The sequence below is a fragment of the Aneurinibacillus sp. XH2 genome (assembly GCF_001439585.2).
Lineage (GTDB): Bacteria > Bacillota > Bacilli > Aneurinibacillales > Aneurinibacillaceae > Aneurinibacillus > Aneurinibacillus thermoaerophilus.
In genome coordinates, this window is sequence record NZ_CP014140.1 from 1,054,823 (window position 1) to 1,070,020 (window position 15,198).

Annotated in this window: 14 protein-coding genes, 1 pseudogene and 1 other annotated feature; of the genes and pseudogenes, 13 read left to right on the top strand and 2 right to left on the bottom strand. The window is 47.8% G+C overall.

Going from position 1 to position 15,198, the window contains the following annotated elements; genetic code table 11:
* The first annotated feature begins 82 nt into the window (after nt 1-82).
* Nucleotides 83-1,027: a transporter substrate-binding domain-containing protein gene (locus ACH33_RS05125; protein WP_236781971.1), complete on the top strand. Its 945-nt coding sequence runs from the start codon at nt 83-85 to the stop codon at nt 1,025-1,027.
* A 37-nt stretch (nt 1,028-1,064) separates the two neighbouring features.
* On the opposite strand, the gene ACH33_RS05130 is transcribed toward ACH33_RS05125, so the two are convergent.
* A complete protein-coding gene (locus ACH33_RS05130; RefSeq protein ID WP_082706155.1) occupies nt 1,065-1,856 on the bottom strand; it encodes a LytR/AlgR family response regulator transcription factor in 792 nt (263 codons plus the stop codon).
* 4 nt (nt 1,857-1,860) lie between these two features.
* Entirely contained in the window at nt 1,861-3,540 is a 1,680-nt protein-coding gene (locus ACH33_RS05135; protein ID WP_057898034.1) for a sensor histidine kinase, read from the bottom strand.
* A 97-nt stretch (nt 3,541-3,637) separates the two neighbouring features.
* On the opposite strand from ACH33_RS05135, the gene ACH33_RS05140 reads away from it, so the two are divergent.
* The 12 genes and pseudogenes from ACH33_RS05140 (at nt 3,638) to leuS (ending at nt 15,188) form a co-directional block, all read left to right on the top strand.
* A complete protein-coding gene (locus tag ACH33_RS05140) occupies nt 3,638-5,065 on the top strand; it encodes a nicotinate phosphoribosyltransferase (RefSeq protein ID WP_057898035.1) in 1,428 nt (475 codons plus the stop codon).
* A gap of 69 nt (nt 5,066-5,134) precedes the next feature.
* Nucleotides 5,135-6,472 carry an S-layer homology domain-containing protein gene (locus ACH33_RS05145; RefSeq protein ID WP_057898036.1) on the top strand — a complete coding sequence of 446 codons (1,338 nt, stop codon included), beginning with the start codon at nt 5,135-5,137 and terminating at the stop codon, nt 6,470-6,472.
* Between the two features lie 384 nt (nt 6,473-6,856).
* A complete protein-coding gene (locus tag ACH33_RS05150) occupies nt 6,857-7,384 on the top strand; it encodes a YqeG family HAD IIIA-type phosphatase (RefSeq protein ID WP_057898037.1) in 528 nt (175 codons plus the stop codon).
* A complete protein-coding gene (yqeH, locus tag ACH33_RS05155; RefSeq protein ID WP_057898038.1) occupies nt 7,377-8,483 on the top strand; it encodes a ribosome biogenesis GTPase YqeH in 1,107 nt (368 codons plus the stop codon). Before ACH33_RS05150 ends, yqeH begins: the two co-directional genes overlap by 8 nt.
* Before the next feature lie 98 nt (nt 8,484-8,581).
* Complete coding sequence (aroE, locus tag ACH33_RS05160) at nt 8,582-9,436, top strand: shikimate dehydrogenase (RefSeq protein ID WP_057898039.1); 855 nt, start codon at nt 8,582-8,584, stop codon at nt 9,434-9,436.
* A gap of 18 nt (nt 9,437-9,454) precedes the next feature.
* Nucleotides 9,455-9,748, top strand: coding sequence for a ribosome assembly RNA-binding protein YhbY (gene yhbY, locus ACH33_RS05165; RefSeq protein WP_057898040.1), 294 nt, complete (start codon nt 9,455-9,457; stop codon nt 9,746-9,748).
* On the top strand, nt 9,732-10,331 hold the full coding sequence (locus ACH33_RS05170; RefSeq protein ID WP_057898041.1) for a nicotinate-nucleotide adenylyltransferase: 600 nt from the start codon (nt 9,732-9,734) through the stop codon (nt 10,329-10,331). Before yhbY ends, ACH33_RS05170 begins: the two co-directional genes overlap by 17 nt.
* Nucleotides 10,321-10,905 (top strand): bis(5'-nucleosyl)-tetraphosphatase (symmetrical) YqeK, encoded by a 585-nt coding sequence (gene yqeK, locus ACH33_RS05175; RefSeq protein ID WP_057898042.1) that lies wholly within the window; start codon nt 10,321-10,323, stop codon nt 10,903-10,905. The genes ACH33_RS05170 and yqeK overlap by 11 nt, the downstream gene beginning before the upstream one ends.
* 8 nt (nt 10,906-10,913) lie before the next feature.
* Nucleotides 10,914-11,255 carry a ribosome silencing factor gene (gene rsfS / locus ACH33_RS05180; RefSeq protein WP_057898043.1) on the top strand — a complete coding sequence of 114 codons (342 nt, stop codon included), beginning with the start codon at nt 10,914-10,916 and terminating at the stop codon, nt 11,253-11,255.
* The gene (locus tag ACH33_RS05185; RefSeq protein WP_236781972.1) at nt 11,239-12,003 is read left to right on the top strand and encodes a class I SAM-dependent DNA methyltransferase; all 765 of its coding nucleotides are present in this window, start codon (nt 11,239-11,241) and stop codon (nt 12,001-12,003) included. Before rsfS ends, ACH33_RS05185 begins: the two co-directional genes overlap by 17 nt.
* 54 nt (nt 12,004-12,057) lie before the next feature.
* Nucleotides 12,058-12,287: a binding site (T-box leader), on the top strand.
* Nucleotides 12,288-12,466: 179 nt separating this feature from the next.
* A pseudogene (locus ACH33_RS18580) lies at nt 12,467-12,598 on the top strand (zinc ribbon domain-containing protein); the annotation flags it as partial.
* Between the two features lie 130 nt (nt 12,599-12,728).
* Nucleotides 12,729-15,188: a leucine--tRNA ligase gene (leuS, locus tag ACH33_RS05190; protein WP_057898045.1), complete on the top strand. Its 2,460-nt coding sequence runs from the start codon at nt 12,729-12,731 to the stop codon at nt 15,186-15,188.
* Nucleotides 15,189-15,198 lie beyond the last annotated feature (10 nt).

Sequence of the window (15,198 nt, forward strand, 5' to 3'; positions counted from 1 at the left end):
TTCCTTCACATGGTAAATGATAGGGAGCATCAACAGCTATCAAAATAAATTTATTTTTATGTAAGAAAAGGATGTGCATCTTATGAAAAAACTGTACAGTATGATAGGAAAGGGATTGTTGGCTGCTACTTTGCTTGTTGGGGGCGGTTTTATTGCGCTTCCTCAGGCACAGGCATACAATGAGGAAAGTGTAATCATAGACGGGAAAAAAGTAAATAGCCAGCTGGTTAACGGCAATGTTTTTGTATCGGCGCAGGACGTTGCCAAAGCGCTTGGACGTAATGTTACGATTGATGAAAAAGACAAAACGGTTTCGATCGAATCCCGGCTTGATACGATTTTAAAAAGAGGGTATATTCGCGTAGGAACGACGGGAGATTATAAGCCTTTTACATATTTTAATCCTAAAACACAACAGTTTGAAGGATATGATATTGATGCCGCGAAAATGCTCGCTAAAGATTTAGGAGTTGAAGTACAGTTCGTAAAAACTTCTTGGCCGACGCTAATGGATGACTTGTTAGCGGATAAGTTCGACATCGCGGTTGGGGGCATCACCCGTAATGTTGAACGCCAAAAGAAAGCCCATTTATCTCAAGGCTATATTCAATTTGGAAAAGCGCCTTTGATTCGTAAGGAAGATAAGGAGAAGTTCAAGAGCATTGAGGATATTAACAAACCTGAAGTGAGAATCGGCGTTAATCCGGGGGGCACAAATGAAAAGTTTGTCAGAGCATACCTTCCGAAAGCAAATGTGACTGTTGTAGAAAATAATCTCGATATTCCTCATCTTGTTGCGGAAGGAAAATTTGATGTTATGATTACTGATAATATTGAAGCGATGCTGTATGCTAAACAAGATCCGCGTTTATACGCGGCGTTAAGTGATAAGCCGTTCACAATTGATGAGAAAGGTTTTATGATGCACCGCGGGGATACGGTTTTCAGCAATTGGATTGGGTTATGGATGGAAGAAATGGAGTTAAAAGGAGAATTTGAGAAACTAAAGAAAAAATGGATTGAGTAAATGGAAAGCCCGTTCACAAGAACGGGTTTTTACGATGTTAAAATCCGAGCCGCATTTTTAAATCTTTGACAAGAGAACGGCTAACAGGCAGTACGGTTTCATTCTTGTCCCCGACTTTTATCTGAACGGTGCCTTTAAACCAGGGAATAAATTCGACAATGCAGCTTAGGTTCACAAGATAGGTGCGATGAATGCGATAGAAGCGGTCTTCAGGCAGCTTTTTTTCTAGTTCCTGAAGGGAGAATGAGGTTATATAATCTTCATTTTTTGTAAAAATTCGGCAATTCCTGCCTTCCGCTGCCGCGTACACAATGTCATGAATATCGACAAACGCTACGCTTGTTGCTTTTTCTACGGGAATCCGAGAAAAAGAAGAGAACGATTTTGCCATGGGTTGAATCGTCTCAATAATTTGGCGAAGCGTATGTTCGATGGCAGGGAAAGAAGCAGGCTGGGCCTTTTTTTCCTGTATTCTTTTGCGTAGGCGGGTCATCGTTTTTTTCAGCCGTTCTTCATTAAACGGTTTCAAAATATAGTCCGCCGCTTCGGTCTCGAAGGCTTGCAGCGCATACGAGTCATAGGCAGTGGCGTATACGATATGTGGCCTGTGTTCTTCCCCCTCTATCATTTCCGGAATTTTAATGCCTTCGATATCATGAAGATAAATATCGAGAAATACAACATCAGGCTTCTGGCGCTGAATCAGTTCAATTGCTTCTTCACCGCTTGCCGCCTCCTCGATGACTTCAATGTCATCGTATTGTTCCAACAAATAACGTAGCTCGGAGCGGGCTGGCGCCTCATCATCCACAATGATTACCCGTATCATAAATTTAAGATACATTCCTTTCTTTCCAAGGGATTGTAATGGTACAAACAGTGCCGCCTCCAGGATTGGCTTCGATGGTCAGATCATAAGGATTGCCGTATAGAGATTGCAGGCGGCCGCGTACATTTTGCAGACCGATGCCGGAGAATGGTCGGGACTCGGTCGACGCGGCAAAGCCGACACCATCGTCGATAACCTGAATGACCAGCGCGTTGTTTTCTTTTCCGATGCGTATAAGGATGGTACCGCCTGCCTTTTTCGGCAGCAGGCCATGCTTAACGGCATTTTCCACAATCGGTTGTAAGATAAGACCCGGAATGCGTTGCTTCCAGGCTTCGGGTTGAATCTCGGTTACAATCTGGAGTTTGTCTCCGAAGCGGGCTTTTTCGATTTCCAAATAGGCTTCTACATGTTTTATCTCTTCTTCTACGGTAATTATCCGGTCGCCTTGGTGCAGATTGCGCCGGAAAAATTCCGCCAGGTTTACGATTAGACGGCGGGCAGTTTCCGGTTTTGTACGGATAAACGATGAGATTGTGTTTAAGGCATTGAATAGAAAATGCGGATTAATCTGGGCGTGCAAGGCGCGGATTTCCGCATCGGCCAGCAGCGCCGCCTGCTTTTCCAAATCGGCGATTTCAAGCTGAGTGGAGAATAATTGCGCAAGTCCGCGCGCCAATTCCCAGTCGACGACGGATACTTCGTGCTGTTTTTTAAAATATAGCTTGAGCGTGCCCACCACCGTGTCCTTTTTCCGAAGCGGAACAATAATCGCGGAATGGAGCGGACAATCGATGCTGCTGCAACCGATTTCTGTTTTGTTTTTGGCCCAAAGCAACTGCTGCGTATGGATCGCTTTCAGCGTTGCTTCGGTTTGCAAAGGGGTACCGCGCTGGTGATGCTTATCTCCGGCGCCGATATGAGCGAGAATTTTTTCTCTATCGGTAATGGCGACTGCCGCAGCTTCTGTCATATTGTAAATCACGCGAGCCGTTTTTTCGGCGGACGTTTCATTGAGTCCCTGGCGTAGAATCGGCAGCGTAATGTCAGCGATTTGCAACGCCCGCTGTGCCTGCATAGAGCCGATTTTTTCTTCTTCCGCTTTTGCAGTTTGAACAATCATAACGAACAGCGCGATACCTGAGGCATTGACTAGCATCATTGGTAATGCAATAATTTCGACAAGGTGGAGCGCATCCGCGAACGGACGGGCAATCCCAAGAATTAAGAGCATTTGAATCCCTTCCGCGATAAAGCCGACGACCCAGGCCATCTTCCAATGTATGGAGCGGTGATGATAACGCATGTACACCAGCCCTGCCAGCGCCCCTTCGACGGTGGTGGAGACGGCGCAGGCCAAATCGGTAAAACCTCCGAGAAAGTAGCGGTGTAAGCCTGCGAGAAAACCGGCAGCGGTACCGACGATCGGCCCGCCCAGGAGCCCGGCCATAACCGGGCCGATCACGCGTGAATTTGCCAGCGCCCCTTCGATGGGAATTGCGGCATACGTTCCGTAAATACCAATGAGTGTACATATTATAGTTGTAATTATTTTGTCACGTGGTCCGTCCGTGCGCCGAAGCACCCGGCGGAAGAAACGAAACCGGGAGAGAAAAAACGCGAGTACAATAAGCGTCGCGGTGCGCTCGGCCAAATCGATAAGCAGTGGATGGATGGACGACATGGAGAAGCCTCCTTGCGTATCGGTTGTTATTTCAAAGTATATCATCCGCAGAAGTTCCGTCAATTCTGGGAAAAAGAGGATGCGAGGAGATGAACAAATGAACAACCTGACGATGAGCACTGATCTATATCAGATTAATATGATGTATGCTTATCATAAGAAAAACTTGGATGGCCGGCGGGCGGTGTTTGACGTATTTTTCCGCAAGCCGCCGGGTGGAAATGGGTATGCGATTTTCGCCGGTTTGGAACAGGTGCTTGACTATATTGAAAATATTCGGTTTACGGAAGAAGATATCGCGTATTTGCGAAGCGTCTATTCGTATGAGGATACGTTTTTAGAGAAGTTGAGAAACTTTCGCTTTACCGGAAACATCGCCGCTATGAAAGAAGGAACTGTAGTGTTTCCAGGAGAGCCGCTCTTACGGGTCGAGGCCCCGATTGGCGAAGCACAGTTAATCGAAACGACAATGTTAACAATTATTAACCATCAGACGCTTATCGCTACCAAAGCTGCCCGCATTGTTGAAGCGGCAAAAGGCGACACCGTACTGGAATTTGGCCTGCGTCGGGCGCAGGGTGCGGAGGCAGGGTATTATGGGGCGCGAGCTGCCTATATCGGCGGAGTGCACGCAACATCGAACATAATTGCTGGCCGGGATTTCGGCATCCCGGTACGCGGCACGCACGCGCACAGCTTTGTGCAGTTGTTTGAACACGAATTGGACGCGTTTACGGCTTACAGTGAAGCGTTTCCAGATGAGACAGTACTGTTGGTGGACACGTATGACACGCTGGAAATGGGGATTCCGCATGCTATCAAGATCGGCCTAGCTATGAGAGAAAAGGGCAAAAAATTGTTGGGGATTCGCCTAGATTCCGGAGATTTAGCTTATCTTTCAAAAGAGGCCCGCCGCATGCTGGATGAAGCGGGGCTTACAGATGTGGCGATCGTCGCCTCAAGTGATTTGGATGAACGGTTGATTCAAGACTTAAAAAGTCAGGAGGCCAAAATCAATATTTGGGGTGTAGGCACTAATCTTATTACTTCGTATGATTGTCCGGCGCTCGGTGGCGTCTATAAGCTGGCCGCGGTGGAAAAAAACGGAGAGTGGGAACCGAGACTGAAGATTTCCGAGAATCCCACGAAGATTACGAATCCGGGTTATAAAAAGGTAATTCGTTTTTATGATCGGGCGACGGACAAGCCGCTGGCTGACTTAATCGCGCTTGCGAAAGAAGAGATTCCGCAGGATGAAATTACAATTTTCCATCCTTTGTTCCCGCACAAACGAAAAACACTGCGCAATTATCGAACGGAGTCACTGTTATATCCGGTCATTGAGAGAGGGCGAAGGCTATATGATCCGCCCGCACTGGAAGAAATTCGTGCCTATGTTCGTAAGCAGCTAGCCCGGTTTTCGCCGGAAATCAGGCGGCTTGTCAATCCGCATGAATACCATGTAGATTTGAGCCAGAGACTGTGGGATTTAAAGCAAACGTTAATTCATCAGGAACGCGGATAAAATGTTGAAACTTTTTCCAACTTTTTTTCGTATGTAAAGGTGTAAGAACAATTTCGAGGAGGAATTGGAATGAAGAAGCGTAATATAGCAGTGACCGGGTTATTAAGTCTGACGATGCTTACAGGCGTGCCTGCCGTAAATGTGTTAGCAGCTGAACCGGTAACCACAATGCAAGCACAGACGGAGCAAATGACACGCGGTGAGTTCTTTGTAATGCTTGCGCGGGCGATTGATTTGCCGGAAGCAGAGGCGCAGTATTCATACAAGGATGTAGAGCGTGACAGCGAACTTGCTCGTATTGTAAGCAAGCTTCAGGCGAACGGTGTTTTGAGCGGATATGATGATGGTATGGTTTATCCGAAACAAGTATTAAAAGAGGGAGAGGCAATCGCGATGCTCAGTCGTGCGCTCGGCATTCCGGAGCAGGAGGTGCCAGGCGTAAAGTCGCCGCTGCCTTCTTCACACTGGGCGCATAACACGGCATCATGGCTCGCGGCGGTCAACTTTGATTATAAGTGGGACAATCTGGAACGCCCGTTGACGAAGCAGGTAGCAGAAGCGCTAATTCAGCAAATGCTTTCCACTTCAGACAGCACAAAGAAGTTGCTGGAAGAAAGTCAGAAAGCGCAGCGTGATGTTCGTTCATTCCGCATGGAAGGAACAGTGGCGTTTAGTATGGAAGGAAATGAGAAGACGCTTGCTTCCTTGCCTGAAGAAACACGTAAAGAGATGCTGCAAGGCGTATCGATGAATATAAAAAGCACGTTTGAAGTGCCGGATAAAATGTACATCCAAACGAGCATGAAAGCACCGGCAGCGCTTGAAAAGGAAGGCATGGACCACATGGCGTTCGAACAGTATATTCTCGGTAAGGATATGTATATGAAAATGCCGGATAATCTGTCCGGAGGCATGGAACATTCGTCCGGTTGGGTCAAGATGAAAAACGGCTTCCCCATAGATATGAAAGCAATGGTGGAGCAGATGTCTGGTATTCCGCCGCAACTGGAAAAGAAATTATTTTACCGCGATCTGGGAGAGGGAAAGATCGCGTTCCAGGGACGCATCGACAAATTGTCAGATTTGACTTCCATGATGAACGGAATGCAGGGAATGACCGATACGCTTAAGGAAGCGGAAGGCGTGATCGGATCGATTTACATGCAGGGCGTAATGGAACTCGATCCTGCGACCAAACTGGTCAAGCGTATACAAACCCAAACAGCTGTCACATACAAAGATAACATTGAAGATATGCCGTTCAAGCGAATGATCATGACGCAGGATATGAAATACAGTGATTATAACGATAATCTAAAAGTTCAACTTCCAGAAGAGGCTAAAAAGGCGAAAGAATTGCCAGCCGCTTTAGAAGGGATTTCGGCTTCCCAAGCAGATAAAAAATAAGAATGAGAAACGCTCTCTTCCAAGAGGGCGTTTTTAACATGATACGCGAGAAGTCCCCTTCCTCCACGCCCCTGGCGTAGGTAGAGGATGAATCGCGCTTCTTTTTCCTTTAAGCAAAAGAAGGATTTCAACACAAATGCTCGCCTGTTCTGCTGAGGAGGATCGTTCAGAAACTCCCACTTCAATCGACAGGAAGTGGGGGGAGTTCATATTGTATAAGAGTATATGTTGCTTTATAGTGATAAAGTAACATATGCTTTTTCTTATTTTATGCCTTGCGTGACAGAATGAGGATAGATATGGTATAGTAAATGCCGGATTTATACAAACACTATTCTTAAATTTAGATACTTTTATTATGGATAAAAAGTATGGAGTGGTTGCATGCTCTACCCATTATTATTGCCGGATCTGCATGTGGAATCCGTGTATGACATTGATTTGAATGAATTAAAAAAACGCGGCATCAAGGGAATTATTACAGATTTGGACAATACGCTGATTGAGTGGAATCGTCCTGATGCAACCCCCGAACTTGTGAAATGGATGAAAGAGCTAAAAGAGCAGGGATTTTCAGTTGTCATCGTATCGAACAACAAAAAAACCCGGGTATCTAAAGTAGCAGAGCCGCTCGGGGTTCCGTTTATTCATCAGGCGAAGAAGCCAACATCCGCCGCCTTCCGCAGGGCGACACGTGAGATGGGATTGTCCGTAAATGAGACTGTGGTCATCGGCGATCAGCTGTTTACTGATGTGTTGGGCGGAAAGCGGATGGGTTTTTACACGATTCTTGTCGTGCCGGTCGCACAGACCGACGGTTTTATGACTCGCTTTAATCGGAAGCTGGAAAAGATCGCCCTCAATTGGATGCGGAAACGTGGCAAAATTCCTTGGGAGGATTCAAATGGATAAGCAAGAGAAGATATATTGCGCTGGTTGTGGTGTAGCCATTCAGACGGAAGATAAAAACAAAGTGGGGTATGCCCCGCCACAGGCGCTGGAAAAAGAGACAGTAATCTGCCAGCGCTGCTTCCGGATTAAGCATTATAACGAAGCGTCCACCGTCACGCTGGGCGACGATGATTTCGTGCGTATTCTTAACAGCATTGGCGACACGGAATCGCTTGTGGTACAGGTAGTGGATATTTTTGATTTTAATGGCAGCTGGCTTAGGGGCCTGCCGCGTTTTGTGGGAGGCAATCCGATTCTTCTAGTTGGTAACAAGATTGACCTTCTTCCCAAAAATGTGAATCGCAACCGCCTTGTGAATTGGATGCGCAAATCGGCTGCTGATCTCGGTCTGAAACCGGTAGATGTCGTGCTAGTGAGCGCGCGCAAAGGTGAAGGAATTGACCGTCTAGTTGCGGCGATGAATGAACATCGTCAAGGGCGTGATATTTATGTTGTCGGTGTGACTAACGTTGGCAAATCTTCATTGATTAACTACCTGCTTAAGCAATTCGGCGAGTCGGAAATGGACATCACAACCTCCCAATTTCCGGGCACGACGCTCGATGTAATTGAAATCCCGCTTGACGAGCAATCGTCTTTGTACGATACGCCGGGAATTGTAAATCGGGAGCAGCTGGTACATAAAGTAGCGCCGCAAGAATTGAAACTGGTGATGCCGGACAAGCCAATTAAGCCGAAAGTGTACCAGCTAAACGCGGAGCAGTCGTTATTTATTGGCGGGCTCGCCCGTATCGATTTCGTCAAAGGTGAGCATCAACCGTTTGTGGTTTATGTATCTAACCATCTGAACATTCACCGAACAAAACTGTCCAACGCCGATGAATTGTATGAAAAGCATAAAGGCGAATTGCTGTCGCCGCCAGGAAAAGAAGCGGCCGGAGAAATGGTGTGGGAAAAATTCATGTTTAAAGTTCCGCCTGGTAAGTATGATGTCGTTGTTTCAGGTTTAGGATGGGTGGCTTTGCACGGTAAAGGTGCGAACGTTGTGGTGCATGTGCCGAAAGGCGTCGCGGCCAGCCTGCGTCCGTCTTTAATATAAGCGCTTTGATTACCCCTGTTCTTCAGGGGGTTTTTTGTACGTGAACCGTGAGATAAGATGAGAAATAGGAAAAGATAGTTAAGGAGAGAAGCAAACATATGGATAGCCAAACGATATTAACAGGGCTGTTCGGTCATCCGGTGGGGCATTCGTTGTCGCCGCTTATGCATAATCGCGCGTTTGAAGCGTGTGGCTTAAATTACCGGTACGCCGCGTTCGACATTGATCCAAGTCGGGTGCAGGAGGCCGTTCAGGCCGTTCGAGCGCTTGGCATGCGCGGTGTGAATGTAACCATTCCGTATAAGGTAACTGTTATGGATTACTTGGATGAAGTAGACGAAGAAGCGAAGATAATCGGTGCGGTCAATACGATTGTCAATGAAGGAGGCAAACTTGTCGGTTATAATACGGATGGACGGGGCTATGTCCGATCGCTTACAGAAGAGACGGGCATTGATTTAGCATCGCAATCTGCCGTGCTGCTGGGAGCAGGAGGAGCAGCGCGTGGCGTAGCCATAGCTCTGCTGAAGGCCGGGCTTCCCTCACTTGTAATTGCGAACCGTACGGTGGAGAAAGCTGAACAGCTCGCCGCTCATATGAAGCAGGCTGTGCCACAGGCGACCGTTTGTGCCCTGCCGCTGAATAAGGTTGCAGAGGCGCTTGCAACTAGCACGTTGCTCATCCAAACAACGTCAATCGGCATGCATCCAAAAACGGAAGCGAGCCCTCTCCCGGCGGAAACGCTGCACGGCGGGCTTACGGTTAGCGATTTGATTTATAATCCAATGGAAACGCGCTTGTTGCGTGATGCGAAAGCGAAGGGTGCGCGCGTTCATTGCGGGGTAGGGATGTTCATCTACCAGGGCGCTTTAAGCTTTGAATATTGGACGGGACGGCCGGCTCCCGTAAACGTGATGCGCGAAGTGGTTATGGATGCGTTGCGTGGACAGTAGGAGAAAAGGAGGAACGTTATGTTAACAGGAAAGCAAAAACGGTATTTGCGTTCGTTGGCTCATCATTTAGACCCGATTTTTCAGGTAGGGAAGGGCGGTGTCAATGAAAACTTAATCAAGCAGGTCGAAGATACGCTGGAAGTGCGCGAATTGCTGAAGATTTCCGTGCTGAACAATTGCGGTGAGGACAAGCATGAGGTGGCTGAGGAGATTGCTGCCGGTAGCGGCGCGGAAATTGTGCAGATTATCGGAAATACAATTGTATTATATAAAGAGTCAAAGGAACGAAAAACCATTGAACTTCCGAAATAAGCGGAAGAAAGTTGCCATTTACGGCGGAACCTTCGACCCGATTCATGCTGTTCATCTAATTGTAGCGGAACAGGCACGGGATGCGCTCGGATTGGATGAAGTATGGTTTATGCCAGCCCGCCTTCCGCCGCATAAGTTGGGGAACCCGATTACCGAAGACAAACACCGTGTAGCGATGGTCGAACTCGCCATTGCGGACAATCCGTACTTTTCACTAAGCACGGTGGAACTGGAGATGGAATGTTCACAGCCTTCATATACTTATCATACAGTACGTCTGCTGAAAGAACGACACCCGGACACAGAATTTTACTTTATCATTGGTGGAGATATGGCTAAACATTTGCCAAAATGGTACAAAATAGAAGAGCTCATTACGATGGTGAAATTTGTGGTGCTTGCTAGACCCGGCTATATAATGGACAACAAATATATGCAAGATGTTATTCAGGTGAGAATGCCGCAGCTGGATGTTTCATCAACTATGATCCGCCAAAAAGCGGCGGATGGAAAGTCAATCCGGTATCTTGTGCCGGAGGCGGTAAGATTGTATATAGAGGAGAAACGATTATATGAAGCGTGAACAATTGCTGGAAGCTGTGCGGGGACAAATGACAAAACATCGCTATGAACATACGCTGGGTGTCATGGAAACTGCGGTGCGTCTCGCTGAGAAGTATGGCGCGGATAAGACAAAGGCGGAGACGGCTGCTATTCTTCATGATTATTGCAAGTTTTGGTCAGAAGAAAACATGCGGAAAATTATCGAGACAACGCCGCATATTCCGAAAGATTTGCTGGAACATGATAAGGAATTATGGCACGCGCATGTCGGAGCGGAAGCGGTGCGTCGTGACCTTGGTATCGAAGATGAAGAAATACTAAACGCAATCCGTTATCATACTTCCGGCCGCGAGAATATGACGTTGCTCGAAAAAGTCGTTTGTCTGGCCGATTATATAGAACCGGGTCGTCAATTCCCCGGCGTGGAGGAATTGCGCCAAGTGGCGGAAGAGGACTTGGATCGGGCGCTTGCCAAAGCTTTGGGCGGCACCATCGCATTCCTCGTAAACCGTGAAAAAAGAATATATCCTCTCACCGTTCTGGCCCGCAACTCCTTAATAAAGTCGAAAAAGAACAATAAACAGGAGGAATAAAAGCGACTATGACAGAATTGGAAATCGCTCAATTAGCCGCCAAAGCCGCGGAGGACAAAAAGGCACACAATGTGGTTATTCTTGATTTGAAGGGACTGTCCATTATTGCTGATTATTTTGTTGTTTGTCACGGCAACTCAGAGACACAGGTGCAGGCGATTGTTGATCATATAAAAGATAGTGCCGAAAAAGCTGGAATTGTCGTGCGCGGCCGTGAAGGCTACGATGACGCGCGCTGGGTGCTTGTAGACTTGGGCGATGTTGTTGTCCATGTGTTCCATCGTGATGAGCGCGAATTTTATAATATTGAACGCTTATGGAAGGATGCTCCCGTTGTCGCTGTCCAGTAGTTATCGGCGATTGGCTGACGTATATGATCATTTGATGGCCGATGCGCCATACGATCAATGGATGGGGTTTGCGGTGGAAGCGTGGCGCCTGACGCGGACGAGACCGCGCCGCGTCGCGGAGCTTGGTTGTGGCACAGGCTCTTTGACCCGTTACCTGCTGGAGCGAGAGCTGGAAGTGTGGGGTGTCGATCTGTCAGCCGACATGCTTGCGGTAGCACGGGAGAAGGTGCAGCGTAGCCATCCGCGCGCTGCCGTTCACTGGCTTAGGCAGGATATCCGTGAACTTGCGCTGCCTGAGCTGGTGGACAGCGTGATTAGCTTTTGCGATACACTGAATTACATTCCGGATGCTGAAGGGATAAAACAGGTATTCGCAAGGGTTTTCGCTACGCTTACGCCCGGCGGCACATTTTTATTCGACGTGCATACTCCGTATAAAATCGCCGAAGTATTTGGGAATGAATCGTTCTCTTATCAGGACGAACATGTGGCGTATATTTGGCAGAGCATTTACTATGAAGATGAAGAAGCAGTGGAACACGATTTAACTTTGTTTGTACGGGAAAAAGACGATTTGTACCGCCGGTTTCATGAACGGCATCGCCAGAAGGCGTATTCGCTTGAAGCTTTGCGGCAGTGGCTTGCGGATACCGGATTTGATGTTCTGTCCATTACCGCGGATTTTACATCGCAGCCGGTAGCAACAGACAGCGAACGCGCATTTTTTATTGCCCGTAAGCCTCATTAGATAAAAAGTTGACACCTGATAGGAAGATTGCATATAATTTTAGACAAATTGTAAATGATGGCATGGATAAGGAGTAGTAGTTGCCTAAGGAGCGTACCAGAGAGTTAACGGTTGGTGCGAGTTAACCGCTTCCGGCAATGAACTCGCCTTGGAGCCGATAGCGGGATATAAAGGTACCGTTATCCGTCTCATCCACGTTACGGATGCTAAAGTGAGCGCAAGGCTTGCACATAGCTCTGCGTTAACTAGGGTGGTACCGCGGGAGTAAGCCTCTCGTCCCTGGATTATAGGGACGGGAGGCTTTTTATCATATCAGCCGAGAAGCCCCCCTACTTCTAAGCGTGAAGATGCTTTTGTTACCAGTGAAAGTGGGGAATGAATCGGCTTCGGACGAGGGCAGGCTTTTACCTTCTCACAAGTCCGACTGTTCTTTCCTCCCTCAATTTTGTAAAATATAAGCAACCAAGCCGAATGGTACGGACGTACAATCAGCATTGTGTGCAAAATATTCCCATCGAGTCAGTTGTGTTCCTGTTGCGGGTATCAGGATAAGGACGTAAAAGGCTTAAGCCTGCGTGAATGGGAGTGTTCAAGTGGATAAGAAAGTATATGTTATCTTAAAATCATAACGTACCAAAATACTTTCTTTCCGAATTGTAGGCAGAAAAAACTTGCGGGCAATGCCTGCGAGTTTGTCTTAATGAAGATCAGGAGGTCATTCGTTGATGAGGACGTACAATCCGCATGAAATCGAAAAAAAATGGCAGCAATACTGGAATGAAACAAACGCGCATCGCACGAACGAAGACGATGCCAAAGAAAAATTCTATTGTCTTGAACAGTTTCCATATCCGTCCGGGCGTCTTCATATGGGCCATATGCGCGTGTATTCCATTGGCGATGTGGTCGCACGCTATAAAAGAATGAGCGGCTACCGAGTTCTTCATCCGATGGGCTGGGATGCTTTTGGCATGCCGGCGGAGAATGCCGCGATTAAGCTGGGGGCCCAGCCGGCAAAATGGACATACGAAAATATCGATTTTATGAGAAACCAACAGAAACAGCTTGGGGTAAGCTATGACTGGGAGCGAGAAGTAACAACCTGCTCGCCGGAATACTATAAAATGACGCAGCAACTCTTTCTTTTGTTCTATGAAAGAGGTTTGGCTTACCGGAAAAAAGGATTGGTAAACTGGTGCCCGCACGATCAAACCGTGCTCGCTAACGAACAGGTGGAAGACGGTTGCTGCTGGCGCTGTGGCACGGAAGTCACAAAAATCGATCTTGAACAATGGTATTTCAAAATTACTGATTACGCCGATCGTTTGCTTGAAGATTTGGATCAGCTTGACGGCTGGCCCGAAAAGGTCAAAACGATGCAACGCAACTGGATTGGCCGAAGCACGGGGGCGGAAGTTACATTTGAAGTGCCGGAGTTGAACGAGAAGCTGACCGTATTCACAACGCGTCCGGATACGCTGTACGGCGTAACCTTCATGGTATTGGCGCCAGAGCATCCGATTGTACGCAAGCTTGTCAAAGGAAAAGAAAACGAAGCAGAAGTGCTAGAGTTCATTGAAAAAATTAAGAAAGAATCGGACATTACTCGTACATCGACCGATGCACCGAAAGAAGGAATGTTTACCGGGGCGTATGCTCGCCATCCGCTGACCGGTGAGGACATTCCGATCTGGATTGCGAACTATGTGTTGCTCGACTATGGCACAGGGGCTGTGATGGCAGTTCCGGCGCATGATACGCGCGACTTCGCGTTTGCCAAACAATACAACTTGCCGATTAGGCGTGTAATTGCACCAGAAGGCGAGGAAGTTGACACGAATGAGGAAATGGCAGAAGCGTACACGGAAGACGGCGTACTTGTGCAATCAGATTCATTTGACGGAATGCCGAACCGCAAGGCGCTTGCTGTCATCAGTGAGCATTTGAAGGAGAAGGGGGTAGGTGGCCCGGCGGTATCGTATCGCCTGCGCGACTGGCTCGTCTCTCGCCAGCGCTACTGGGGTGCGCCGATCCCGATTATCTACTGTGACGATTGCGGCATCGTTCCGGTACCGAAAGAAGATTTGCCCGTCATGCTGCCGGATCATGTCGTCATTGACGGAATGAGTAATCCTTTAGCTAAATCCGAAGAGTTCGTGCATACGACCTGCCCATCCTGCGGTGGGCCAGCGCGTAGGGAAACGGACACGATGGATACGTTTATCGATTCGTCATGGTACTATCTGCGCTATACAGACCCGAAAAACGACGACATTCCTTTCGATTCGAAAAAGGTGAATAAGTGGCTTCCTGTAGATGAGTACATTGGCGGTATTGAACACGCGATTTTGCACTTGCTCTACTCCCGCTTTTTCACCAAAGTATTGTATGATGCTGGCATGGTTAACTTTACCGAGCCGTTCAAGAGCTTACTTACACAGGGCATGGTGCTGAAAGACGGAGCAAAAATGTCCAAATCAAAAGGAAATGTTGTCAGTCCGGATGAAATCATTGCCAAGTACGGAGCGGATACTGGACGCTTGTTCATTTTATTCGCGGCGCCGCCGGATCGTGATCTTGAGTGGAGCGACAGCGGGGTAGAAGGAAGCTATCGCTTCTTAAATCGCGTATGGCGTATGGTGGATAGCCATGCAGAGCTTGTGGCAAGACACCCGCAGGTGAACTTGTCCGACAGCGCGGCCAAAGATTTGAACCGCACGTTACACGCGACCATTAAGAAAGTAAGTGAAGACATCGGTGAGCGTCGTCAGTTCAACACAGCAATCAGTGCCATCATGGAACTTGTAAACAAAATTTATGCGTATCCGGAAACTGCGGATCGTGGCATGCTAGCTCACGCCATTGAAACAACGGTTGTGCTGCTCGCGCCGTTCGCGCCGCACATTACGGAAGAAATGTGGCGTATGATCGGTCATGAAGATAGCGTGCACCAGCAGTCCTGGCCGAAGTATGACGCCGCCGCGCTCGTGCTTGATGAAGTGGAAATTGTCGTCCAAATCAACGGCAAAGTACGCGATAAAATGGTTATTCCAGCCAATTTGACGAAGCAGGAGATGGAGACTCTTGCTACCGAAAATGAAAAAATCAAAGAGCTGGTTGAAGGCAAGACGGTGCGTAAAGTTATCGCCGTTCCGGGCAAACTGGTAAATATCGTTGTAGGCTAGACGATACTAT

Coding starts and splice junctions, on each gene's coding strand:
- yqeH (WP_057898038.1), top strand. CDS start 7,377: ATGGATAAGCAAGAGAAGATATATTGCGCTGGTTGTGGTGTAGCCATT.
- aroE (WP_057898039.1), top strand. CDS start 8,582: ATGGATAGCCAAACGATATTAACAGGGCTGTTCGGTCATCCGGTGGGG.
- ACH33_RS05140 (WP_057898035.1), top strand. CDS start 3,638: ATGAACAACCTGACGATGAGCACTGATCTATATCAGATTAATATGATG.
- ACH33_RS05145 (WP_057898036.1), top strand. CDS start 5,135: ATGAAGAAGCGTAATATAGCAGTGACCGGGTTATTAAGTCTGACGATG.
- yqeK (WP_057898042.1), top strand. CDS start 10,321: ATGAAGCGTGAACAATTGCTGGAAGCTGTGCGGGGACAAATGACAAAA.
- ACH33_RS05125 (WP_236781971.1), top strand. CDS start 83: ATGAAAAAACTGTACAGTATGATAGGAAAGGGATTGTTGGCTGCTACT.
- yhbY (WP_057898040.1), top strand. CDS start 9,455: ATGTTAACAGGAAAGCAAAAACGGTATTTGCGTTCGTTGGCTCATCAT.
- leuS (WP_057898045.1), top strand. CDS start 12,729: ATGAGGACGTACAATCCGCATGAAATCGAAAAAAAATGGCAGCAATAC.
- rsfS (WP_057898043.1), top strand. CDS start 10,914: ATGACAGAATTGGAAATCGCTCAATTAGCCGCCAAAGCCGCGGAGGAC.
- ACH33_RS05130 (WP_082706155.1), bottom strand. CDS start 1,856: ATGATACGGGTAATCATTGTGGATGATGAGGCGCCAGCCCGCTCCGAG.
- ACH33_RS05150 (WP_057898037.1), top strand. CDS start 6,857: ATGCTCTACCCATTATTATTGCCGGATCTGCATGTGGAATCCGTGTAT.
- ACH33_RS05135 (WP_057898034.1), bottom strand. CDS start 3,540: ATGTCGTCCATCCATCCACTGCTTATCGATTTGGCCGAGCGCACCGCG.